This window comes from Phenylobacterium sp. LjRoot219, assembly GCF_964252995.1.
Lineage (GTDB): Bacteria > Pseudomonadota > Alphaproteobacteria > Caulobacterales > Caulobacteraceae > Phenylobacterium.
Window position 1 is genome coordinate 1,795,612 of sequence record NZ_CAXUQI020000001.1, and the last position, 22,256, is coordinate 1,817,867.

A 22,256-nucleotide genomic window follows, 5' to 3' on the forward strand; every position below is an offset into this window, starting at 1 on the left:
AAGGGAGCGAACCATGACCATTCTGCCGGAAACCAAGCTGTACATCGGCGGCGAGCTGCGCCAGGCGCAAGGCGGCCGCACCTATGAGAACGTCAACCCGTGGACCGGCGAAGTCGTCGGTCACGCCGCCGACGCCTCGGCGCAGGACGTCGAGGACGCCATCGCCGCCGCGCGCAAGGCGTTCGACACCACCGACTGGTCGACCAATCACGCCAAGCGCTACGAGCTGGTCAAGAAGCTCTACGACCTGTTCGCCGCCAACAAGGAGCGGCTGGGGGAACTGGCGCGCTACGAAGCGGGCGCCTCGCTGGTCGCCGTGAACCGGGCCCAGGTCGGCCTGGCGCTGGAGGCCTGGGGCGACCTGATGAGCGTGTTCCCGCAAGTGGTCTGGGAACGCGATCGCGGGACCAAGGAGACCTACGGCTTCACGACCCATCGCAAGACCGTCAACGAGGCGATCGGCGTCGTCGGCGCGATCACCCCGTGGAACGTGCCGCTGTACGTCAACGCCGAGAAGGTGGTCTCGGCCCTGCTGGCCGGCTGCACGGTGATCCTGAAGCCGGCGCCCGACACCCCGGCGCTGGGCGCGGTGTTCGGCGAACTGGCCGTCGAGGCCGGCTTCCCGCCGGGCGTGCTGAACGTGATCACGGCGTCCGACCCGGCTGAGGCCGGCGAGCTGCTGGTCACCGATCCGCGCGTCGACCTGATCACCTTCACGGGCTCGACGGCGATCGGCAAACACATCATGCGCCAGGGCGCGGAGACCATGACCCGGGTCTTCCTCGAGCTCGGCGGCAAGTCGGTGAACATCGTCCTCGAGGACGCGCCGAACTTCGCCCAGTCGGTAGCCCAGACCATGCTGGTGTTCCACGCCGGCCAGGGCTGCGCCGTGCAGTCGCGGCTGCTGGTGCCGAAGAGCCGCTACGCCGAGGCCGAAGCCATCCTCACCCAGGCCTACAAGGCGTTCGAGGACAAGTGGGGCCACTTCGACGATCCGGCCTGTCCGATGGGTCCGGTGATCTCGAAGAAGCAGATGGAGCGGGTGAAGGCCTACATCGACCTGGGTGTGAAGGAAGGCGCGCGGCTGATCGCCGGCGGCAAGCTGCGGCCCGACATGGGCGCGGGCTGGTTCGTCGAGCCAACCTGCTTCGTCGACGTGACCAACGACATGCGCATCGCCCAGGAAGAGATCTTCGGGCCGGTGCTGGTGGTGATCCCGTTCGAGGATGACGAGGACGCGATCCGCATCGCCAACGATAGCGTCTACGGCCTCTCCGGCGGCGTCGTCAGCGCCGATCTCGACCGGGCGATGAAGATCGCCGAGCGTATCCGCACCGGCACGATCAGCGTCAACGGCGGCGTGCCGATCACCGGCGACCTGCCGTTCGGCGGCTACAAGCACAGCGGCATCGGCCGCGCCTGGGGCGTCGAGGGCATCGAGGAGTATCTCGAGACCAAGACCATCGGCTACCGCAAGTAGGCCGGGAGGTTCGGGCCATGGCTGCGCCGCTTCGCGTTGGTATCCTCAACGACATGGCGGACGGCCCGCCCGGACTGGTCGACATCGAGCGGTGGCTGCGCCTCTGCGTCGATGAACTCACAGCCGCTGGACGGCTCGATCGCGAGGTCGAGTTCGTCCACGCCTGGGGCCTCGGCCTGCCCGAGGGCACGGCCGGGGCGGTCGAGCGGGCCCATGCCGAGCTGGTCGCCAAGGACGCGCTGCTGATCGTCGGGCCGGCGATCGGCGACAATGCGCTGGTCGCCACGCCGCTGGCCGAGGCCTCGCGCACCCCGACGCTGAACTGGGCCGGCTCCGAGCGGGCCCGCGGCGACTACATGTTCCACCTGCAGGTCGGCTCGCACGAGGACGAGTCGATCCTGCTGGCCCGTCACCTCGCCGCCCAGGGCGCGCAGCGGATCGCGGTGGCGTCCGACCGCTCGCCGATCGGCCGGCGGCACCTGCAGTTCCTGCAGGACGAAGCCGAGGTGCTCGGCCTGCGGATCGTCGCCGCCATCGGGCTGTCGCCGCTGGCGGAAGAGGCCGGCGCCGAGGTCGACGAACTGATCGAGGCGCGGCCCGACGGGGTGCTCTATCTCGGGCTCGGCCTGGCGGCGCCGGCCGTGGCCCGGGCGCTGACCGCGCGCGGCTGGACCGGCCCGCGGGCGATGAACACCGCCGGCATCCGCGGCTACTACGGGGACTTCGCCGCGGTGGTCGACGGTTGGGCCTATGTCGATATGCACTCCGACGGCAACCGCACGCTGGCGGCGCTGCGCGAGCGGCTGGGCCTGCGGCCGAGCGCGGCGCTCGCCGCGGCCAAGGGCTATGACCTCGGCCGGCTGGTCGCCGAAGGCCTGGCGCGTGCGCCGGAGCTCACCCGTGAAGGGGTCCGTGAGGGGCTGGAGCAGGTGAAGTGGCTGCCGGCCGCCGAGGGCCGCGAAGGGACCCTGCTGGGCTTCGGCGTGCACGACCGCGGCGCCCTGCACGGGCGTTACCTCGTGATGCGCCAGTGGCGTAACGGCGAGAGCATCGAAGTGGACGACGTCGGCGGCTGAGCGGGGCTCGAACCCCGACGGACCGACGCATCAGGGAGAGCGCCATGGAATACCGTCAGCTCGGCCGCAGCGGCCTCAAGGTCTCGGTCTACAGCTTCGGGGCGATGACCTTCGGCGGGGCGGGGATGTTCGCCGGCATCGGCGACACCAAGGGCGCCGAGGCCAAGCGCCAGATCGACATGTGCCTCGAGGCCGGGGTGAACCTGTTCGACACCGCCGACATGTACTCCGAGGGGCAGTCCGAGGAAGTGCTGGCCGAGGCGCTCGGCGCCCGCCGCAAGCAGGTGCTGATCGCCACCAAGTTCTTCGGCCGGACCGGCCCTGGCGAGAACGACACGGGCGGCAGCCGCCACCACATCCTCGAGGCCTGCGAAGCCAGCCTGCGCCGGCTGAAGAGCGACTACATCGACCTCTACCAGATCCACAATCAGGACCTGCTGACCCCGCCGGAGGAAACGATGCGGGCGCTGGACGACCTCGTCCGCGCCGGCAAGGTCCGCTACATCGGCTCGTCCAACCACGCCGGCTGGACCAAGATGCGGGCGCTGGCTACCTCCGACCGGCTGAACCTCAATCGCTACGTCGGCCAGCAGATCCAGTATTCGCTGCTCGACCGTGACGCGGAGAGCGAACTGCTGCCGCTCGGCGTGCACGAGGGCGTCGGCGCGCTGATCTGGAGCCCGCTCGCCTCGGGCTACCTCAGCGGCAAGTTCAAGCATGGCGCCAACAGCGGCCGGCTCGCGGGCGGCGAACGTTTTGCGCGGATCGACACCGAGCGGGCGCGTGGGGTGGTCGACCTGCTGGAAAAGATCGCCGCCGACCGGCCAGGGGCCAGCGCCTCGCAGGTCGCGCTGAACTGGGTGGCGCGCAAGCCGGGCGTGGCCTCGATCATCATCGGCGCGCGCACCTCGGAGCAACTGGCCGACAATCTCGCCGCGGCGACCTGGTCGCTGAGCGACGCCGAAATCGCCCGGCTCGACGAGGCGAGCGAGCTGCCGCTGCGCTATCCGTACTACATGAACCGCGACTTCGGCGGCGGCCGCAACCCGGTCCTGCCGCTGCTGCCGCCGGTGGCTGAGGGCGACAGCTAAAGCGAAAGATGCTCCCCCTCAGGGGGAGCTCCTGCGGAGCGGGTGAGGGGGGTGAAGGCCGCAAGCTCCGCGGCTGAAACCGCCGCTTCAATTCAAAATTCGTCATCCCGGCCGTAGCGCAGCGGAGAGCCGCGACCCAGGAGCCGCGCGTACGGCCCCTGGGTCCCGGATCGGCCTTGGAGGCCGTCCGGGATGACGGGTTTGGGACCTACTCCGCCGCGGTCACCGACTTCTTTCGCCCCGCCGCCTTCGACTGGTTCTGCGTCCGCGCGGCGATGTCGTTGGCGGCGACGAAGCCGAAGACCATGGCCGGGCCGATGGTCGCGCCGGCGCCCGGGTAGCAGTTGCCGAACGGCGAGCCGGAGGCGTTGCCGGCGGCGTAGAGGTTGGGGATCGGCCGGCCTTCGCCGTCGACCACCCGGGCGGAAGCGTCGGCCTTCAGGCCGCCCTTGGTGCCGAGGTCGCCGAGGTTGATCGGCACCGCGTAGAACGGCCCCTTCTCGATCGGACCGATGCAGGGGTTCGGCTTCACGGTCGGGTCGCCGAACATCACGTCATAGGCGTTGCCGCCGCGGCCGTACTCGGCGTCGACGCCGCTCGCGGCGTAGCCGTTCATGGTCTTCACGGTCTGGGCCAGCGTCTCGGCCGGCACGCCGATCTTGCGCGCCAGTTCCTCAATGGTGTCGGCCTTGAAGATGTAGTGGTCCCACCAGTCCTTCGGGATCCGCCAGTCCGGCATGATTGCGGTCGGCATGAAGCCGCCGCAGGTGAACTTGTCGCGGTAGAGGGCGTCGAAGACGTGCCAGCAGGGCACGTTCGCGCCGGTCTTCTGGTGGTCGGCCACCATCGCCGCGCCGAACAGGTCGTAGCCGGTCGCCTCGTTGACGAACCGCACGCCGTTGCGATTGACGCAGACGCTGTGCGGCCGGCCGACGTCGAACGCTGCCTGGTGGATCTCCTCGTAGTTGGAGGCCTTGGGCGAGGGGATCTTCATGGTCGGGATCCACCAGCCGCTCTCGGTGTGCTCGGTGGCCGCGCCGACCTTCAGGCCAGCCAACAGCCCTTCGCCGCGGTTGGCGTCTTCCGGCGTCGAGGTGAAGCGGGTGAGGGTGGGGATCGGGAAGAAGCGGTCGCGCAGCTCCTGATTCCACTCGAAGCCGCCGGTGGCGATGATCACCCCGTGCCGCGCGGCGATGTCGTAGCGGCGGCCGAAGCTGGAGACCCGCACCCCGGTGATCTCGCCCTTGGCGAGGATCAGCTCCTCGAGCTTGGTGTCGAGCCGCACCTCGACCCCGCGCGCGAAGATCCGCTCGTACAGCTGGCCCATCAGCGCCGCGCCGATGGTGAAGCGGCGGTCGCGGGCGGTGAACTGGCGGGTGCCGACGTCCAGCCAGTAGTTCTTGATGATCCGGACGACGTTGTTCATCCAGCCTTTCGAGCGGGCCAGGATCGAGAAGGTCTCGACCAGGTCCATCGAATAGCGGCGGAACAGCTTGAAGCGCGAGAACTGCTCACGCATGAAGATGAACTGCTCGCCCAGCTTCCGGCCGTCGTAGGTCGGGCAGATGATCGAGCGGTCGGCGCGCGCGCCGTTCGCGTCGGGGAAATAGTCCGCCCAGTTGGCCATGATCAGGTCGAACTTCAGCGACTTCAGGAAGCGGATCATCTCCGGCGCCTGGTCGACGTAGGTCTCCATCCGATCGCGCTGGACCGGTCCCTTGACGACGCTGTCGAGGTAGCGGAGCGCCTCCTCGCGGCTGTCGCCGGTCTCCGCCAGGTCGTGGTTCGGCACCCACATCACCCCGCCGGAGGTGGCCGAGGTGCCGCCGAACTTGTTGGTCTTCTCGACGATCAGGACCGAGAGGCCGAGTTCCTTCGCGCGCAGCGCCGCCGTGGCGCCCGCCGCCCCGGATCCGACGACGATGACATCATAGGTTTCGCTGTTGCTCATGATCTTCTTTCCGGGTGTCTCCACTGGGCTCACGCGCGCCGGCGGGGCTCAGTTCTGGGGGACCGCGTCGAGGTGCGAGCCCGGCGGGAAGTGGAAGAGCTCGATGTGGTGGCCGGTGTCCTTGCGCGCGTCGGCGTAGGCGTAGACGCCGCCCATGGTCTCGAAGCCGATCGGCACCGGCCACTTGGACTTCGCCGAAGCCAGCGCCTCGTCGAACTGGGCGCGGGTGTCGAAGTGCTGGCCGATGTGGTGAAACAGGGTGGCGTAGCCGTCTTCCGGCAGGATCTGGCGGTAGACCTGATCGTCGCCGCTGAGCGGCTGGATGATCTCGTACTGAACGCCATTCTTGTAGGCGAGCGCGAAGTGGCAGACGGCGATCGAGTTGGCGCTGGTCGCGAAGTCGGCGTCGCGCATGATCATGTAGTCGGTGATGCCGTGGATGCGGCCGATCTCGTCCATCGCCCGATCAAAGTCGTTCGTCACATAAGCGAACTGAAAATAGTTGCGGCTCAACTCGTTCCTCCCGGCGCTGGGCGCTGAATCTGCGCCGACGGCTTTACGCCAATCTCGGTGCGGGCATGCCGCCGAGAAATGACGGTCGCGGCACGCCCAATTGCTTCGGCGCGCCTATCGCCCCGAAGGGGCGTGAAGGCCTGAAAAGCCAAGGCAATTTCAGGCCCGCCGCGGTCCGGGGGAGCGTCGGCGACGAGGCGCAGCATGGGCCCGGACAGCGCTCAGAGACAAGTCTTGCAGCATGTCTGGGGCGGGCGTCGCGCGCCGCAAGCCGCTATTCAGTCGGCATGAGCCTGGAAGAAACCTGCATGTCAGAGGCGTTCACGCGCGTCGCGATGGTGTCCGACGTCGCTCCTGGAACCAGCAAGCTGGTGACCGTGAACGGCAAGGAGATCCTGCTTTGCAACAGCAAGGACAAGATCACTGCGATCATCAACAGGTGCTCGCACGCCGACGAGAAGCTCGAGTGCGGCCGCATCCGCAACGGCTGGATCTCGTGCCCGGTGCACGGCGCCCGGTTCAGCCTCGAGACCGGCCAGGCCATGAACCATCCGGCGACGCTGCCGATCCAGACCTTCCCGACGCGCATCGTCGACGACTGGGTCGAGGTGCAGGTCTAGGTCTCGCCCATAGCGGAGGTCAGGCGGCGTCCGCCGCCACCTCCTGCAGCACGTCGAAGCCTTCGAACTGCGGGTGCCCGGCGTAGAGGCCGCGGTTGTCGCCGGCGTCCTTGTGCGCCAGCCGGAACGCCTCCGAGCGCGTCCAGGCCTCGAAGTCGGCGCGCGATTTCCAGATCGAGTGGGAGGCGTAGAGCCGCAGGCCCTCCTGCTCAGGGCCGCGCAGCAGCTTGAAAGTGACGAAGCCCGGCACCGTGCTGAGGTGGGTGTCGCGGCCCAGCCAGACGGCCTCGAAATCGGCTTCGCTGCCGAGTTTGACCTGGAAGCGGTTCATCGCGATGAACACGGAGTCTCTCCTTGCGCGGGACAGGGCCGGGACTACAGCCGCTTTCCGCGGATTTGGCCACCGTGCAATGCGGCGCCGATCAAGGCTTCGGCCGGAGCAGCCCGCGGTCCTTCATCCAGGCGTGGAACTCCTCCGGCCACAGCGCCGGGCCGGCGAAGCGGCTGTCCATGCCGAAGCCGTGGCTGCCGCGCTCGTAGAGGTGCGCCTCCACCGGCCGGCCGGCGGTGCGCCAGGAGTCGAGCAGCGCGAGCGGCTTGCCCTGGGCGAACAGCGGATCGTCCAGGGCGATGGCGACGAACATCGGCGGCGCGTCGGCCGGGACCGTGCGCGCGTTCATCGGTGGATAGATCGGCGCGATGAAATCCGGTCGGGCGGCCTTGTCGTCGGTGAGGCCTACGCTGAGCGCCGTCATGCCGCCGGCGGAGAAGCCGAGGAAGCCGACCCGCGCGGGGTCGATCCCCCATTCGCCGGCGCGGGCGCGCACTAGCCGTACCGCGGCCTCGGCGTCTGCGACGGCCTCCGGCGGGGTCTGCGGCGTCCCCGAGGCGCCGGTCACTGCGCCCTTCATCCGCTCGCTCATTACGGCCATGGCGGCCTTCCGATCGGGCGGCGTCTCCTCGGTGCGGTACTTCAGCACGAAGGCGGCGACGCCGTGGTCGGCCAACCAGCGGGCCACCTTGTAGCCCTCGCTGTCGATCGACAGCATGAAGAAGGCGCCGCCAGGGGCGACGATCACCGCCGCGCCCGTCGCTTTCGCCGGATCCGGCAGGAAGGGCGTGAGGGTGGGGTAGGAGACGTTGCGGATGGCGCGGTTGTCGGCGCCGTGCGGCTCCCACCGCTCCGGGTAGCGCGCCTTGGGGCGCGTCTTCAGCAGGGGAATCGCGTTCGGCTCCGCCGGCGCGGCGATCTCGCCGGACTGCGCCGGCGCAGGCTGCGCCATCGTCGGTCCGGCGAACAGGGCCGCGACGACGAGGATCGGAAGGACAGGGCGCATGCGCGACTCCGGGCGGCTTTAGGCCCGGATAGTGCACGCATGCGACGCTGAAGCTATTCGAAAAGTGAAGCTTGTTTCAGCCCCGCGCAGCCGGCTCAGGCCGGCTGCGGCGTAGCCAGCAAGCCCTGCAGGCGCCCGCGGATGATCTGCTCGGCGTCGCCGACGATGCGGTCGATCAGGTCCTTGCAGGTCGGGATGTCGTGGATCAGGCCCTGGATCTGGCCGGCCCAGACCAGGCCGGCGTCGAGGTCGCCGGTCTCCAGCGCGACTCGGCCCTTGGCGCCGGACACCAGGTGGCGGATGTCCTCGAACACCGCGTCCGGACGCGAGGAGATCTGCACCACCTCGTCAGACACCGCGTTCTTGGCCACCCGGCCGGTGTTGTGGAACTTGCGGAAGATCAGGTTGGTCCCGCGCTCGTCGTTGGCGACGAGGAAGTCTTTGACCTTCTGGTGGATCGGGGCCTCGACGGTCGCGCAGAAGCGCGTGCCCATGTTGATGCCCTCGGCGCCCAGCGCCAGCGCCGCGGCCAAGCCGCGGCCGTCGCCGAAGCCGCCCGAGGCGATCATCGGGATCTTCACCTTGTCGGCTGCGGCCGGGATCAGGATCAGGCCGGGGATGTCGTCTTCGCCCGGGTGGCCGGCGCACTCGAAGCCGTCGATCGAGATGGCGTCGACGCCCATCCGCTCAGCCGACAGCGCGTGGCGCACCGCGGTGCACTTGTGGACCACCTTGATGCCATGGGCCTTGAAGTCGTCAACGTGTTCCTGCGGCTTGTGGCCGGCGGTCTCGACGACGGTGATGCCGCTGTCGATGATCGCCTTGCGGTACTCGGCGTACGGCGGCGGGGTGACCGACGGCAGGATGGTCAGGTTCACGCCGAACGGCTTGTCAGTCAGCGTCCGGCAGCGGTCGATCTCGCGGCGCAGGTCGTCCGGGGTCGGCTGGGTGAGGGCGGTGAGGATCCCCAGGCCGCCGGCGTTGGAGACGGCCGCCGCCAGTTCGGCGCGGCCGACCCACATCATGCCGCCTTGGACGATGGGATGCTCGATGCCCACCAGCTCCGTGAAACGCGTGCGCAGAGCCATGTCGGATACCTTTGTCAGAACGCGGCGGTCAGTAAGTTACTCGCGAGTAGATGCGGCGGGCTTGGGTTGTCAACCGACCGGCGTGGCTCGGGCTGAACATCCTGCTGCCTCTGGCGGTCAGCGCGGCGCCAGGCCGCGCATCAGGATGTCGACCATCTGGGTGGCGACCTCCTCGGGGCTCAGCCGCCCGTCGGCCTTGTGCCAGCGCGCCGGCCAGTTGAGCGCGCCCGCCAGGGTGAAGCCGGTCAGGGTGATGTCGCTCGACACGATCGAGCCGTCGGCGACGCCTTCGGCGATGAAGCCCTGCATGGCCTTGTCGATCTCGCGCTTGATCGCCCGGAAGCGCGCGGAGCTCTCGTTGGTCAGCTGCTCGTCGGCGGTGCGGATCACGCAGCGGCCGAAGTCGTCCATGATGATCACGGCGTAGCGGCGGAGAAAATCGCTGAGGCGATCGAAGCCGGTTCCCGGTTGCGCGTGGGCCGCGTCGGCGGCGGCGCGCAACTGCTCGACGCCGCGGGTCACGCACTCGAGCAGGACCTGATCCTTGTTGCCGAGATAGTGGTAGATGGTCGGCTTGCTGACGCCCAGGCTCGCGGCGACGTCGTCGAGGGACGTGGTGTGGAAGCCCTGGCTGTTGAACATGCGCACCGCCGCCCGCAGCACCGCCTCGCGCTTCTGCTCGCGCTCGGCTTGGCGCTCGGCCGGAGTGCGGAATGGCGAGTGGTTCACGTGCGGGCTGGGGCTCCAACTTGCGCCGAGGTCGATTGACCATGGCCGCGCAGCACCAATATACTCACCAGTAGCTTACCGACTAGCCGGTTTTGCAACTCATTCCCTTTGTGGAGCGCATCCATGACCGCTGATCCCGTCGTCATCGCCGGCTACGCCCGTACGCCCATGGGCGGCTTCCAAGGCGACTTCACCAATGTGAAGGCGACCGACCTAGGCGCCACCGCCGTCCGCGCCGCCGTCGAGCGCGCCAAGGTGGATCCGGCCGCGGTCGAGCGCATCTACATGGGCTGCGTGCTGCCGGCCGGCCTCGGCCAAGCGCCGGCCCGCCAGGCCGCGATCCACGGCGGGCTGTCGCTGGGCGCCCAGGCCACCACCGTCAACAAGATGTGCGGCTCGGGCATGCAGGCCGCGATCATGGCCTACGACGCGCTCGCGGCCGGCAGCGCCGACGTGATCGTCGCCGGCGGCATGGAGAGCATGACCAACGCGCCCTACGCGCTGCCGAAGCACCGTGGCGGCGCGCGGATCGGCCACGACACCATCGTCGACACCATGATGATGGACGGCCTGGAAGACGCCTACACCCCGGGCAAGGCCATGGGCGCCTTCGCCGAGGACGCGGTGCGCATGTACCAGTTCACCCGCGAAGACCAGGACGCCTACGCCCTGGGCTCGCTGTCGAAGGCTAAGGCGGCGATCGAGAGCGGCGCGTTCAAGAAGGAAATCACGCCGGTCACCGTGAAGGGCCGCGGCGGCGAGACGGTGATCGACACCGACGAGCAGCCGGGCAAGGCCAAGCCGGAGAAGATCCCGTCGCTGAAGGCGGCCTTCCTCAAGGATGGCACCATCACCCCGGCCAACTCCTCGTCGATCTCCGACGGCGCCGCGGCCCTGGTGATGACCCGCGAGAGCGTGGCGAAGAAGCTCGGCCTGCCGATCGTGGCTAAGGTGGTCGCCCATGAGGCCCACGCCCACGAGCCCGGCCTGTTCACCACCGCGCCGGTGCCGGCGATGCAGAAGCTGCTGAAGAAGGCCGGCTGGACCGTCGACGACGTCGACCTGTTCGAGGTCAACGAAGCCTTCGCCGTGGTGGCGATGATCGCCCAGCGCGAGCTGCAGATCCCGGAAGAGAAGCTGAACGTCAACGGCGGTGCCTGCGCGCTCGGCCACCCGATCGGCGCCAGCGGCGCGCGGATCCTGGCGACCCTGCTGGGCGCGCTGGAGAACCGCGGCCTGAAGCGCGGCGTCGCCAGCCTCTGCATCGGCGGCGGCGAAGCCACCGCCATGGCGGTCGAGCTGGTCTGATCCGGCGAGGCGGGGAGGGCGATCGCGGATGCGGAACGCCCTCTCCGTCGCGCGCCTGGAGGCGCTTCCCCGCACGGCGGGGAAGCGGACTGCGGGGCGCTTGGTGGCGTCCCTGTTCCGTGAGATCACACGGTCGCCGCGGGGAGATATCTTCCCTGTGCAGGGCGACATGTCCCTATCGGTAGAATTCTGCGGTCCCGCGGGCGGCGCGATTGGCGCCGTTCCCAGGCCGCGTGTAGGTCCAACCCAAAATCTGAAGGAGTCTCGTCGTGGAGTTGAAAGGGATCGGCGCCATCGTCACCGGTGGCGCGTCGGGCCTGGGTGGCGCGACGGCGAAGATGCTGGCGGACGCCGGCGCCAAGGTCGCCATCTTCGACCTCAATGAAGAAGTCGGGAAGGCGCACGCCGCCGCCATCGGCGCGACCTTCGTCAAGGTCGACGTGACCAGCGACGCCAGCATCGCCGAAGGCCTCGCCACGGCCGAAGCCGCCAACGGCGTGGCCCGGGTGCTGGTCAACTGCGCCGGCATCGCCCCGGCCGTGAAGACCGTCGGCCGCGAGAACGTCCCGCACTCGGCCGAGATCTTCGCCAAGACCATCCAGGTCAACCTGATCGGCACCTTCCAGATGATCGCCCGCTTCGCCGCGCGTCTGGCGGCGGCCGAGCCGGTCGGCGAAGAGCGCGGGGTGATCATCAACACCGCCTCGGTCGCGGCCTACGACGGCCAGATCGGCCAGGCGGCCTACGCCGCGTCGAAGGGCGGCGTGGTCGGCATGACCCTGCCGGTGGCGCGCGACTTGGCGCAGCACCAGATCCGCGTGATGACCATCGCGCCGGGGATCTTCCTGACGCCGATGCTGCTGGGCCTGCCGCAGGCCGCCCAGGACAGCCTCGGCAAGATGGTTCCGCACCCGAGCCGCCTCGGCAAACCCGAGGAGTACGCCCAGCTCGCCGGCAGCATCATCGCCAACCCGATGCTGAACGGCGAAGTGATCCGCCTCGACGGCGCGATCCGCATGGCGCCGAAATAAGCCGATGGCCAACGGCGTCCTTTTCGAAGTCGACGGGCCGGTCGCGACCATCACGCTGAACCGGCCGGAGGTCGGCAACGCGGTCGACATTCCGATGGCCCGCGAACTGATGGAGCTGTCCATCCGCTGCGAGGCCGACGATGCGATCCGCTGCGTCGTGCTGACCGGCGCCGGCAAGCTGTTCTGCGGCGGCGGCGACGTCGCGGCCTTCCAGGCCGCCGGCGACGCCCTGCCGGAGTTCCTCCGCGAGATCACCTCGTACCTGCACTCGGCGATCTCGGTGTTCGCGCGGATGCCCAAGCCGTTGATCACCGCGGTGAACGGCTCGGCGGCGGGCGCCGGCATCGGCCTGGCGATCATGGGCGACATCGTGCTGGCCGAGCCGTCGGCCGGCTTCAGCCTGGCCTACACAGGTATCGGGCTGACGCCGGACGGCGGCACGACCTGGCTGCTGCCGCGGCTGATCGGCCTGCGCAAGGCTCAGGAACTCTGCCTGACCAACCGCCGGGTGAAGGCCGACGAGGCCGCAAGCCTCGGGCTGATCACCCGCGTGGTCGAGGCCGGCACGCTGCAGGACGAGGCCGCCAAGCTCGCCGGCGATCTCGCCCGCGGCGCGACGGCCGCGCTCGGCGCGACCCGGCGGATGCTCGTCGAAAGCTATTCGAACTCACTGGACGCCCAGCTCTCGCTGGAAAGCCGCTCCATCTCCACCCAGTCCCGCGCTCGCGAAGGACGGGAAGGGGTGGCGGCCTTCCTTGAGAAGCGCGCGCCCCGGTTCCTTGAGGAAGGTTGAAAATGGCGGAAGCTTATATCGCAGCGGCGACCCGTAGCGCCGGTGGCCGTCGCAAGGGTGCGCTGCTCGGCGTGCACCCCGCGGACCTCGGCGGCGCCGTCCTGAGCGCCCTGGTCGAACGCGCCGGCATCGACCCGGCGGCGATCGACGACGTGATCGTCGGCTGCGTCACCAACGGCGGCGAGCAGTCGTTCGCCTTCGCCCGCAACGTGGTGCTGGCCTCGAAGCTGCCGCAGAGCGTGCCGGCGGTGACCATCGACCGTCAGTGCGGCTCCTCGCAGCAGGCGGTGCAGTTCGCCGCCCAGGCGGTGATGTCGGGCACCCAGGACATGGTCGTCGCCATGGGCGTCGAGCACATGACCCGCGTGCCGATGGGCGGGAACATCAAGTTCTTCGCCGACGCCGGCGTCGGCGCGGCGCCCTGGAGCAAGGCGATCCAAGAGCGGGTCGGCGCGCCGGAGCCGAGCCAGTTTGTCGGCGCGCAGATGATCGCCGACAAGTACGGCTTCACCCGCGAGCAGATGGACGCCTTCGCGCTGAGCAGCCACCAGCGCGCAGCGGCGGCGATCAAGGCCGGCGCCTTCAAGGGCGAAATCGTGCCGATCACCACGGCCGACGGCGTCTTCGACACCGACGAGGGCGTGCGTTACGACGCCTCGATGGAGGCCATGGCCGGCCTCAAGACGCTGTTGGAAGGCGGCACGGTCACGGCTGGCAACGCCAGCCAGATGACCGATGGTTCGGCCGCGCTGCTGATCGTCAACGAGAAGGCGCTGAAGCAGCACAACCTGACGCCGCTCGCCCGCATCCACACCTTCGCGGTGACCGCCGGCGACCCGGTGATCATGCTGGAAGAGCCGGCCCCGGCGACCAAGAAGGTGCTGGAGCGCGCGGGCCTGAAGCTCGACGACATCGACCTGTTCGAGGTCAACGAGGCCTTCGCCGCCGTCGCCCTCTCGTGGCTGAAGAACACCGGCGCGGACCGCGAGAAGATGAACGTCAACGGCGGCGCGATCGCGCTCGGCCACCCGCTCGGCGCCAGCGGCGCCAAGCTGATGACCCAGCTGGTCCATGCTCTGCGCAACCAGAACAAGCGCTACGGCCTGCAGGTGATGTGCGAAGGCGGCGGCGTCGCCAACGCCACCATCATCGAACGCCTCTAAGGCAAGGGCAGGGGACGCCGGCTCGACCGGCGTCCCCGCCTGATTTCAAACGGGCAGGCGGGTCATGACGGTCATCGACTGGGTGCGCGGTGACGCGCTGGGCCTCGACATTCCGGCGCACGGCGAGGCGCTGCGGGCCGCCGGCGAAGACTTCCTGACCGAGGCGTTCCGCGCCGCAGGCGCCCTGGGCGGCGACAACCGGATTGCCCGCATCACCCAGCTCGAGGACTGCCCGGGCGGCAGCACCGGCCGCAAACTGCTGCTGTCGGTGGCCTACGAGCGGGCCGAGCCCGGCCTCCACACCGACCTCTTCGTGAAGTTCTCGCGCGACTTCGACGACGAAATTCGCGACCGGGCGAAGAACCAGATGGAGTCCGAGGTCCAGTTCGCGCTGATCTCGCGGCTGCCCGGCTTTCCGATCGCCGTGCCGGCGTGCCTGTTCGCTGACTATCACCACCAGTCCGGCACCGGCATCCTGATCACCCAGCGCATCCCGTTCGGCGTCGGGCGGGTCGAGCCGGCGCACGAAAAATGCCTCGACTACGAGATCGCCGCGCCGCTGGAGCATTACCGGGTGCTGGTCACCGCGGTCGCCCGGCTGGCTGGGGCGCACAAGGCTGGCCGTCTCGCCGGCCATATCTCCGAGACCTTCCCGTTCGACGCGGAGAAGGCGATCGCCAACGACCGGATCCGCTATAGCGCCCAGCAGTTGCAGAACCGGGTGGCGCGCTACGCCGACTTCGCCGCCAAGCACCCGCAGATCCTGCCCGAGCAGATCCGCGAGCCGGCCTTCATCGAGCAGCTCATGGCCGACGCGCCGCGCTTCCTCGAACACGAGCAGGCGATCAAGCAGCACCTCTACAGCGACCCGCGCTTCATCGCGCTGTGCCACTGGAACGCCAACGTCGACAACGCCTGGTTCTGGCGCACCGAGGCGGGCGAGCTCGAGTGCGGTCTGATGGACTGGGGCCGGGTGAACCAGATGAACATCGCGCTCGCCCTGTGGGGCGGCCTGAGCGCGGCCGAGCTCGACATCTGGAACCAGCACCTCGACGAGCTGCTGGCGCTGTTCGTCGCCGAGTTCCGCGGCGCCGGCGGGCCGGCGATCGGCGTCGAGGAGCTGAAGCAGCACCTGTTCCTGTTCGTCGCCACCATGGGGCTGGCCTGGCTGATGGACGCGCCGCCGATGATCCTGGCGCAGATCCCGGATCTCGCCGAGGTCGACAGCCGCTTCGACGAGCGCTTCCGGACGAACGAGACCGCCCGGACGCAGCTGCATATGTTCACCAGCTTCCTCAATCTCTGGCGGACGCAGGATTTCGGGCGGGTGCTCGACCGGTTCCTGGAAGGCACCCAGGCCGGCGAACTCCTGGCCTAGGCGCCGCGTGTCCGCGTCAGGGGGATCGGGCTTTGCGGCCGACCAGCAGCAGGTTGGAGGGCCAGCCCAACAGCGCGACGCTCTGAACGACCGCGCTTGTGGCCCCGGCCTCGGCGGCGACGCGGCGGAGGTCGCCAGGTCCCAGCAAGTTGAGCACCGCTTCGTCCGCGAGTTCGCCACGCCCGGTCGCCCGCAGCACCTGCCAGAACGCCGCGCGCGGCAGCCAGTGCACGAGCGGCAGGACCGAGTGAAACTCGATTGGGTACCAGCGGTTCGGCGTCGTCAGGAACACGCCGCGGCGGGCCACGCGCCAAAGCTCGGAGATGAAGCGGACCTGATCAGGGCGTCCGCCGACATGTTCGAGCACGGCGCTCGAGTGGACCAAGTCGAAGCTGCCGTTGGCGAACGGCAGGGCGCGGCCGTCGGCGACGCGGAATGCGACCCCCGGGTATTTCCGTTCCAGGAAGGACGCATCATCGAGGCCGACGGTCGTGATGCGGGCTTTGTGCGGGTACCAGGCGACGGCGTAGTTGGAATGCTCCAACGTCTCGTCGCTGGTCGCCCCGACGTCGAGCAGGCTGTCGGCCTCGCTCGGCTGCATCTCCCGCAAAAACCGCGCAAACATCTTCCGCCGCATGTAGCCCGAGACCCGGTCGGGCAAGGATTCCGGCGCGGCGACATTGAGTTGCGCATTCAGCGCGGATGCGTGGGGGGCCATGCGCGAATAACCGCAGGGTGCGCCCCGTTGTTTCTGATCTGGCGCAGCAAATTTGACTTCGATGTCAAATAAGTGGTGGAGATCGTCGCGGAGGGCGCCCGTTGAATTGACATTTCATGGGGTTGTCCCGACATTCGGTCACGTGGCGGCTGCTTTTGCGCGCCCGATCTGGCGCTGCAGCGGCAGCCCGTGAGGCCTCGACGTCGATGAGCGAGCATTTCTTCAGCCTTGAGGGGCCGCTGGACGCCCTGCCGGGCGACCGGCAGACGCGCGCGGCGAACCTCAGCGGGTTCCCGGAGCTCGCCCGGCGAATGGGCGGCGATCCCTGGCGGATCCTCGAGCGCCACGGCATCGACCCGCGCACCGCCAAGGACCCTGAAAGCTTCATCGCCTGCCAGTCGCTGGTCGACGCCCTGGAGTACTGCGGCACGGAGTTCAACGACCCGCTGTTCGGGCTGCGCCTGGCGCTGGCGCAAGAGCCGGACATCTTCGGCTGCGTGACGGCGCTGTGCCGCTCGGCCCCGACGGTCACCGAGGCGATCGAGAAGCTCGGTGAGTACATGCCGATCGTGCATTCGCCCGAGAGCCTGCTGGAGTTGGTCGAAAACAAGGACGTCGCCGAGCTGCGCTGGGGCGTGCGCAGCGACCTGGGGCTCAACGAGCAGGCGCACTACCAGACGCTGGTCCTGTTCATGAAGCTGCTGCGCATGCTGGGCGGGCCGCGGTTCGCCCCGAGCTACGTCAGCCTGGCGATGAACATCCGCTCTCAGGATCTCGCCGACATCGAGAGCCAGATGGGCTGCCAGGTCCGCAGCCGCGGCCAGGTCAACGCGATCGCCTTCCCGCGCCACGTCCTCGATCAGCCGGTGGCGACGCAGAATCGGCTGCTGTACCGCCTGGTCGACGGCTACCTCTCGCGGGTGAAGTCCGCCGCGCGCACCAGCATCGTCGAGCGGGTCGAAGACTATGTACGCGGCGCGCTGCCGTCGGGCAATTGCTCGGTCGAGCGCTGCGCGGAGAAGCTCGGCGTTTCGGTGCGGACCCTGCAGGTGCGGCTGAGCGGCAGCGGCGTGCGGTTCTCCGACATCCTCGAGCACCAGCGCATCGAGCTGGCCAAGGAGTACCTCAAGCAGGACCAGATGTGCCTCGACGAGGTCGCCATCCTGCTGGGCTATTCCGAGCAGACCAGCTTCGGCCGGGCCTTCAAGCGCTGGACCGGCTCGACCCCGCAACGCTTCCGCAGCGTGCAGACGGCGACGGCGGCTTAGGACTTGGCGTCCGAACGCCCCCTCAGTCAGCTGACAGCTCCCCCGCAGGCGGGGGAGCAGCGACCCGCTCCTCCACCGCAAAGCGGGGGAGGTGGATCGCGCCGCAGGCGCGAGACGGAGGGGGCGTTTACGCCGTGACCTTCGCTTGCACCGGCTCCGCCGAGGCCTCGAGCTCCACCCGCAACCCCGCCACCGCCGTCCGCCAGGTTTCCACGCCGGCGTCCTTCACCGGCCCGTAGCCGGCGATCGAGCTGGCGGCGCCGGCCAGCTTGGTGGCGACCGGCAGGTTGGCGTCGGTGAGCTGGTCGGCGACCCCGCTGATCAGCTCGCGGTATTCGCCGATCAGCCGGCGCTCCATCCGCCGTTCGGCGGCGTAGCCGAACAGGTCGAACGGCGTGCCGCGCAGGCGCTTCAGACGCTGGAGGACGCCGAACAGCGGCAGGATCCACGCGCCCAGCTCGACCTTCTTCGGGCGGCCGGTCTTGGCGTCCTTGCGGCCGAAGGCGAGCAGCGGCGAGCCGAGGTTCAGCGACAGTTTGAAGTCGCCGGCGAACTGCTCCTGCAGGCCCTTGCGGAACTCCGGCGCGCTGTAGAGCCGGGCGACCTCGTACTCGTCCTTGTAGGCCATCAGCCGCGCCAGCTGGTTGGCGGCCTCCATCAGGAAGGGCTCGGGCTCGCGGACGCCGCGGCCACGCACCTTGCCCTCGAGCTCGCGCATGAAGCCCAGGTAGGTCTGGGCGTAGGCCTCGTCCTGGTAGCCGGCCAGGTGGCGGCTGCGGTTGGCCAGCATGTCCTCGAAGGTGGTCGGGAAGCTGCGCACCTGGGGCGGATCGGTGAGCGCGAGCAGCTCGTCCGGACGCTCGGCGGCCAGCCGGCCCAGCGAGAAGGCCTGCAGATTGGTCTTCACCGCCACGCCGTTGAGCTTCACCGCCTCCTCGATCGAGGCGACGGACAGCGGCAGAAGGCCCTTCTGCGCGGCGAAGCCGACCATCATGATGTTGGTGAAGATCGAGTCCCCGACCAGCTTGGTCGAGAAGGTGTTGGCCGCGATGGTGGAGATGTTGCGGTCGTCGATCTTCTTGCGGATCGCGTTGAGGAACCGCGACTTCGACAGATCGATCGCGTTGTTCGCCTGGAAGTCGCCGGTTGGCACGATCTCGTCGTTGGCGACGATCTGGGTGTCGGGCCGCGCGACGCTCAGCACTTCCGGGCTGGAGGCGACGATCAGGTCGCAGGCCACCAGCAGGTCCGCCTGGCCGACGCCCAGCCGGGCGCTGGGGATCTGGTCGACGCTCGTGCCGATCTTGATGTGGCTGGTGACCGCGCCGCCCTTCTGGGCCATGCCGGTCATGTCGAGCACCTTGGCCGCCTTGCCTTCCAGGTGGGCGGCCATGCCGAGCACCGCGCCCACCGTCAGCACGCCGGTGCCGCCGATGCCGGTGACCAGCAGCGAATAGCCGTCGGCGCCGAGCGGCGCGGGCTGCGGCGTCGGCAGCTGGGCCATCATGTGGTTCAGCACCTCGAGGTCGATCGAGCGCTTGGCCACCTGGGCGCCACGCACCGACACGAACGACGGGCAGTAGCCTTTGACGCAGCTATAGTCCTTGTTGCAGCTCGACTGGTCGATCAGCCGCTTGCGGCCGAACTCGGTCTCCAGCGGCGTGATGCTCATGCAGTTCGACTGCTTGGAGCAGTCGCCGCAACCTTCGCAGACCGCCGGGTTGATGTAGAGCCGCATGTCCGGCTCCGGCGACTTGCCGCGCTTGCGCCGCCGGCGCTTTTCGTTGGCGCAGGTCTGGTCATAGACGATCGCCGTAACGCCGGGGGTCGCGCGCAGCTCGCGCTGGATCTCGTCGAGGCGGTCACGGTGCAGAACCCGTACGCTGGCCGGCAGCTCGACGTTCTTGAAGCGCTCCGGCTCCTCGCTGAGCAGCACGACCGGCTTGGCGCCTTCGACCACTAGCTCGCGGACCATCATGTCGGCGGTCAGGCCGCCCTCGGCCGGCTGGCCGCCGGTCATCGCCACGGCGTCGTTGTAGAGGATCTTGAAGGTGACGTTGGTGTTCGAGGCCACCGCGGCGCGGATCGACAGCAGGCCGGAGTGGGTGAAGGTGCCGTCGCCCATGTTCTGGAACATGTGCGGGGTGTCGACGAAGCTGTTGGCGCCGACCCAGGGCATGCCTTCCGAGCCCATGCCGACAGTGATCATCGTCCGCCGGTCGGGCATGTAGGCGGCCAGGCCGTGGCAGCCGGTCGCCCCCATCGCCATGCTGCCGTCCGGCACCACGGTCGAGGTGTTGTGCGGGCAGCCCGAGCAGAAGAAGGCCGGCCGCGCGGCGATCAGCTTCAGCTCGGTCAGCTCGCCCTCCGCCTTCAGGAAGGCGTCGGAATGGCGGCGGGTCTCGTCGTCGAGCAGGCCCAGCGCCTCCAGCCGGCGGACCACGGCGCGCCGCACCTTGCCGGGGTCGAGGACGCCGGCGGCGGAAAGCAATTCGCGGCCTTCGGGATCCTGCTTGCCGCTGATCGTCGGCTGCTGGCCGGCGGGCAGGGCGTAGAACACCCGCGCCAGTTGCTCCTCCAGCACCGGGCGCTTTTCCTCGACGACCAGCACTTCACGGCTGCCGGCGCAGGCCTCGCGGGCGAACTCCGGCTCCAGCGGCCAGACCATGCCGATCTTGACCACCCGGATCCCAGCGGCGCGGCGGCGGGCCTCGTCGAAGCCGAGGTCCTGCAGCGCCTGGCGCACGTCGAGATAGGCCTTGCCGGCGGTGACGATGGTCAGCTCGCGGCGCGCGGCGTCGAGCGGGACGCGGTCGAGGCGGTTGGCGCGGGCGAAGGCCTGGGCGGCGGGCAGCCGGTGGTCCACCACCGCCGCTTCCTGCTGCAGGGCGGTCATGCCCTCGACCAGGTTGAGCTTGGCGCCGGCGCGCGGCGCCGGCCGGACGAACTGCAGGTCGGGGGCGGGGAGCTGCACCGTCGAGGTCAGGTCGAGGGTGTCGGTGATGGTCTTCAGGCCCACGTAGAGGCCGCTGTAGCGCGACATCTCCCAGCCGTAGAGGCCGAACTCCAGGATCTCGTCGGTGGTCGCCGGATAGAGCACCGGAATGAAGCCGGCGATCAGGGTGTGTTCGGACTGGTGGGCCGAGGCGGAGGACTTGGCGGCGTGGTCGTCGCCGGCCACCACCAGCACGCCGCCGTCGGCCGCGGCGCCTTCGAAGTTGGCCAGCTTCAGCGCCTCGCAGGCGCGGTCGACGCCGACGCCCTTGGCGTACCAGAGCGCAAAGACCCCCTGGTACGGCGACTTGCCGAACCAGGTGAGCTGCTGGGTGCCGCGCAGGCTGGTGGCGGCGAGCTCTTCGTTCAGGCCCGGCTCGAAGCGCACCGCATGCGCGTCCAGCAGCTTGCCGGCGGCCCACAGCTGGGCGTCGAGGGTGGTGATCGGCGACCCGCGGTAGCCGGTGACGTATCCGGCGGTCGTCTTGCCGGCCGCGCGGTCGCGCCGCGCCTGTTCGATCGGCAGGCGCACCAGCGCCTGCAGGGAGGACAGAAAGACCTGGCCCGACTCCTGAGTGTACTTGTCGTCGAGCGTAACTACCGTCTTGGTCACCGACCCACCCCAATCCGCAGACGCGCGCAAAGGCCGGCTCGCGCCGGGCTTTTTGGCAGGCCGGCACAATAGCGGCTTTCGCGATCGGCTTATTGCTCGCCTGCGCCAGGGCAGATGACCGGGCCAGAAGACAGCCTTCAGGCGTTCCGAAGTCGGCGGTTTCTTTCGACTGCGTCAGTCGCGGCGCCCGGTGGGATAATGCAGCTTACTCGCCGGGTCATTCCGGCGAACCGACGCGCCCGAATAGGTTCCGGCTGCAGGCGGGAGGCCTGAAAGAGTATGGAGAACAATGTCGTGAGCGGGGCTCCTGTAGCGATCGTCACCGGTGCGGCCGGCGGAATTGGCGAGGCCATCTGTCGGCGGTTCGGCGAGGCGGGAGTCCGGGTCGTGGCGACCGGGCGCTCGGCGGACAAGCTCGCCAAGCTGAAGGCGGTCCTCGAGCCGTCGATGCAGATCACCACCATCGCCGTCGACGTGACGGCCAACGAGGCGCCGAAGCGGATCGTCGACCATGCGCTGGAGAGCTACGGCCAGCTCGACCACCTGGTGAACAACGCCGGCGCCGGGGTCTGGGGACTGGTGCACGAGACCTCAGACGAGATGCTCGACGAGGTGCTGAACACCTCGCTGCGCGCGCCCTTCCGGCTCTGCCGCGAGGCGCTGCCGCACATGCGCGAGGGCTCCTCGATCGTCCATGTCGGCTCGACCTACGGCATCGTCGGCGGCTACGACGGCGGGGCCTATTCGGCGGCCAAGGCCGGCCTGATCGGCCTGATGAAGACCATGGCCGCGCAGTACGGGCTGAAGGGCATCCGCAGCAACGTCGTGGCCCCGGGCGTGATCCGCACCGGCATGACCGACGCCTACTGGGAGCATCCGGGCTTCCGGCGGATGAACCAGGAGATGACCCCGTTCAACCGCGAGGGCACCTCCGAGGACGTGGCCAACGTGGTCGTCTTCCTGTGCTCGAAGGAGGGCGGATACATCCACGGCCAGACCATCGCCCTGGACGGCGGCTGGAGCACCACCAAGTACCTGATCCCCGAGGCCCTGACCGCGGCGCGGACCCCCGGCAAGACGGCGTTTTGATCTGGCGCAAGGCGGC

Annotated in this window: 19 protein-coding genes; 11 read left to right on the top strand and 8 right to left on the bottom strand. The window is 69.1% G+C overall.

What is annotated here, in order from left to right; all coding sequences use genetic code 11:
- Positions 1-13: 13 nt before the first annotated feature.
- Genes ACSQ14_RS08875 through ACSQ14_RS08885 form a run of 3 tightly spaced genes read left to right on the top strand, consistent with a single transcriptional unit; the run spans position 14 to position 3,647 of the window.
- Complete coding sequence (locus tag ACSQ14_RS08875; protein WP_436011787.1) at positions 14-1,480, top strand: aldehyde dehydrogenase family protein; 1,467 nt, start codon at positions 14-16, stop codon at positions 1,478-1,480.
- 17 nt (positions 1,481-1,497) lie between these two features.
- Entirely contained in the window at positions 1,498-2,556 is a 1,059-nt protein-coding gene (locus tag ACSQ14_RS08880; protein WP_436011789.1) for an ABC transporter substrate-binding protein, read from the top strand.
- Between the two features lie 44 nt (positions 2,557-2,600).
- Positions 2,601-3,647: an aldo/keto reductase gene (locus tag ACSQ14_RS08885; protein WP_436011791.1), complete on the top strand. Its 1,047-nt coding sequence runs from the start codon at positions 2,601-2,603 to the stop codon at positions 3,645-3,647.
- Between the two features lie 208 nt (positions 3,648-3,855).
- Here ACSQ14_RS08885 and ACSQ14_RS08890 read toward each other — a convergent pair whose 3' ends face one another.
- The gene (locus ACSQ14_RS08890) at positions 3,856-5,598 is read right to left on the bottom strand and encodes an FAD-dependent oxidoreductase (protein ID WP_436011793.1); all 1,743 of its coding nucleotides are present in this window, start codon (positions 5,596-5,598) and stop codon (positions 3,856-3,858) included.
- Positions 5,599-5,646: 48 nt separating this feature from the next.
- On the bottom strand, positions 5,647-6,111 hold the full coding sequence (locus tag ACSQ14_RS08895) for a VOC family protein (protein WP_436011795.1): 465 nt from the start codon (positions 6,109-6,111) through the stop codon (positions 5,647-5,649).
- A gap of 308 nt (positions 6,112-6,419) precedes the next feature.
- On the opposite strand from ACSQ14_RS08895, the gene ACSQ14_RS08900 reads away from it, so the two are divergent.
- Entirely contained in the window at positions 6,420-6,731 is a 312-nt protein-coding gene (locus tag ACSQ14_RS08900; RefSeq protein ID WP_436011797.1) for a Rieske (2Fe-2S) protein, read from the top strand.
- Positions 6,732-6,750: 19 nt separating this feature from the next.
- On the opposite strand, the gene ACSQ14_RS08905 is transcribed toward ACSQ14_RS08900, so the two are convergent.
- The 4 genes from ACSQ14_RS08905 to ACSQ14_RS08920 all read right to left on the bottom strand — a co-directional run bounded on the left by ACSQ14_RS08905 (position 6,751) and on the right by ACSQ14_RS08920 (position 9,885).
- Positions 6,751-7,074 (bottom strand): antibiotic biosynthesis monooxygenase family protein, encoded by a 324-nt coding sequence (locus ACSQ14_RS08905; RefSeq protein ID WP_436011799.1) that lies wholly within the window; start codon positions 7,072-7,074, stop codon positions 6,751-6,753.
- A 79-nt stretch (positions 7,075-7,153) separates the two neighbouring features.
- Positions 7,154-8,068 (bottom strand): alpha/beta hydrolase, encoded by a 915-nt coding sequence (locus ACSQ14_RS08910; protein ID WP_436011801.1) that lies wholly within the window; start codon positions 8,066-8,068, stop codon positions 7,154-7,156.
- A 95-nt stretch (positions 8,069-8,163) separates the two neighbouring features.
- Entirely contained in the window at positions 8,164-9,156 is a 993-nt protein-coding gene (locus ACSQ14_RS08915; protein WP_436011803.1) for an NAD(P)H-dependent flavin oxidoreductase, read from the bottom strand.
- A 117-nt stretch (positions 9,157-9,273) separates the two neighbouring features.
- Positions 9,274-9,885 carry a TetR/AcrR family transcriptional regulator gene (locus tag ACSQ14_RS08920; protein WP_436011805.1) on the bottom strand — a complete coding sequence of 204 codons (612 nt, stop codon included), beginning with the start codon at positions 9,883-9,885 and terminating at the stop codon, positions 9,274-9,276.
- A gap of 123 nt (positions 9,886-10,008) precedes the next feature.
- Here ACSQ14_RS08920 and ACSQ14_RS08925 point away from each other — a divergent pair, with 123 nt between their 5' ends.
- The 5 genes from ACSQ14_RS08925 to ACSQ14_RS08945 all read left to right on the top strand — a co-directional run bounded on the left by ACSQ14_RS08925 (position 10,009) and on the right by ACSQ14_RS08945 (position 15,558).
- Positions 10,009-11,193: an acetyl-CoA C-acyltransferase gene (locus tag ACSQ14_RS08925; RefSeq protein WP_436011807.1), complete on the top strand. Its 1,185-nt coding sequence runs from the start codon at positions 10,009-10,011 to the stop codon at positions 11,191-11,193.
- Between the two features lie 269 nt (positions 11,194-11,462).
- The gene (locus ACSQ14_RS08930) at positions 11,463-12,224 is read left to right on the top strand and encodes an SDR family NAD(P)-dependent oxidoreductase (protein ID WP_436011809.1); all 762 of its coding nucleotides are present in this window, start codon (positions 11,463-11,465) and stop codon (positions 12,222-12,224) included.
- Between the two features lie 4 nt (positions 12,225-12,228).
- The gene (locus ACSQ14_RS08935; protein WP_436011811.1) at positions 12,229-13,017 is read left to right on the top strand and encodes an enoyl-CoA hydratase/isomerase family protein; all 789 of its coding nucleotides are present in this window, start codon (positions 12,229-12,231) and stop codon (positions 13,015-13,017) included.
- 2 nt (positions 13,018-13,019) lie between these two features.
- Complete coding sequence (locus ACSQ14_RS08940; protein ID WP_436011813.1) at positions 13,020-14,180, top strand: acetyl-CoA C-acetyltransferase; 1,161 nt, start codon at positions 13,020-13,022, stop codon at positions 14,178-14,180.
- 64 nt (positions 14,181-14,244) lie between these two features.
- Entirely contained in the window at positions 14,245-15,558 is a 1,314-nt protein-coding gene (locus ACSQ14_RS08945) for a hypothetical protein (protein WP_436011815.1), read from the top strand.
- A gap of 16 nt (positions 15,559-15,574) precedes the next feature.
- Here ACSQ14_RS08945 and ACSQ14_RS08950 read toward each other — a convergent pair whose 3' ends face one another.
- On the bottom strand, positions 15,575-16,276 hold the full coding sequence (locus tag ACSQ14_RS08950) for a class I SAM-dependent methyltransferase (RefSeq protein ID WP_436011817.1): 702 nt from the start codon (positions 16,274-16,276) through the stop codon (positions 15,575-15,577).
- A 206-nt stretch (positions 16,277-16,482) separates the two neighbouring features.
- Between ACSQ14_RS08950 and ACSQ14_RS08955 the strand changes: the two genes are divergently transcribed.
- A complete protein-coding gene (locus ACSQ14_RS08955; RefSeq protein ID WP_436011819.1) occupies positions 16,483-17,544 on the top strand; it encodes an AraC family transcriptional regulator ligand-binding domain-containing protein in 1,062 nt (353 codons plus the stop codon).
- A gap of 127 nt (positions 17,545-17,671) precedes the next feature.
- Here the strand turns inward: ACSQ14_RS08955 and ACSQ14_RS08960 are convergent, their stop codons facing one another.
- Entirely contained in the window at positions 17,672-21,151 is a 3,480-nt protein-coding gene (locus tag ACSQ14_RS08960) for an indolepyruvate ferredoxin oxidoreductase family protein (protein ID WP_436011822.1), read from the bottom strand.
- 294 nt (positions 21,152-21,445) lie between these two features.
- Between ACSQ14_RS08960 and ACSQ14_RS08965 the strand changes: the two genes are divergently transcribed.
- Positions 21,446-22,240 (top strand): SDR family NAD(P)-dependent oxidoreductase, encoded by a 795-nt coding sequence (locus ACSQ14_RS08965; RefSeq protein ID WP_436011824.1) that lies wholly within the window; start codon positions 21,446-21,448, stop codon positions 22,238-22,240.
- The last annotated feature ends 16 nt before the right edge of the window (positions 22,241-22,256 follow it).

Coding starts and splice junctions, on each gene's coding strand:
- ACSQ14_RS08915 (WP_436011803.1), bottom strand. CDS start 9,156: ATGGCTCTGCGCACGCGTTTCACGGAGCTGGTGGGCATCGAGCATCCC.
- ACSQ14_RS08890 (WP_436011793.1), bottom strand. CDS start 5,598: ATGAGCAACAGCGAAACCTATGATGTCATCGTCGTCGGATCCGGGGCG.
- ACSQ14_RS08950 (WP_436011817.1), bottom strand. CDS start 16,276: ATGGCCCCCCACGCATCCGCGCTGAATGCGCAACTCAATGTCGCCGCG.
- ACSQ14_RS08945 (WP_436011815.1), top strand. CDS start 14,245: ATGACGGTCATCGACTGGGTGCGCGGTGACGCGCTGGGCCTCGACATT.
- ACSQ14_RS08955 (WP_436011819.1), top strand. CDS start 16,483: ATGAGCGAGCATTTCTTCAGCCTTGAGGGGCCGCTGGACGCCCTGCCG.
- ACSQ14_RS08935 (WP_436011811.1), top strand. CDS start 12,229: ATGGCCAACGGCGTCCTTTTCGAAGTCGACGGGCCGGTCGCGACCATC.
- ACSQ14_RS08900 (WP_436011797.1), top strand. CDS start 6,420: ATGTCAGAGGCGTTCACGCGCGTCGCGATGGTGTCCGACGTCGCTCCT.
- ACSQ14_RS08925 (WP_436011807.1), top strand. CDS start 10,009: ATGACCGCTGATCCCGTCGTCATCGCCGGCTACGCCCGTACGCCCATG.
- ACSQ14_RS08875 (WP_436011787.1), top strand. CDS start 14: ATGACCATTCTGCCGGAAACCAAGCTGTACATCGGCGGCGAGCTGCGC.
- ACSQ14_RS08940 (WP_436011813.1), top strand. CDS start 13,020: ATGGCGGAAGCTTATATCGCAGCGGCGACCCGTAGCGCCGGTGGCCGT.
- ACSQ14_RS08885 (WP_436011791.1), top strand. CDS start 2,601: ATGGAATACCGTCAGCTCGGCCGCAGCGGCCTCAAGGTCTCGGTCTAC.
- ACSQ14_RS08880 (WP_436011789.1), top strand. CDS start 1,498: ATGGCTGCGCCGCTTCGCGTTGGTATCCTCAACGACATGGCGGACGGC.
- ACSQ14_RS08910 (WP_436011801.1), bottom strand. CDS start 8,068: ATGCGCCCTGTCCTTCCGATCCTCGTCGTCGCGGCCCTGTTCGCCGGA.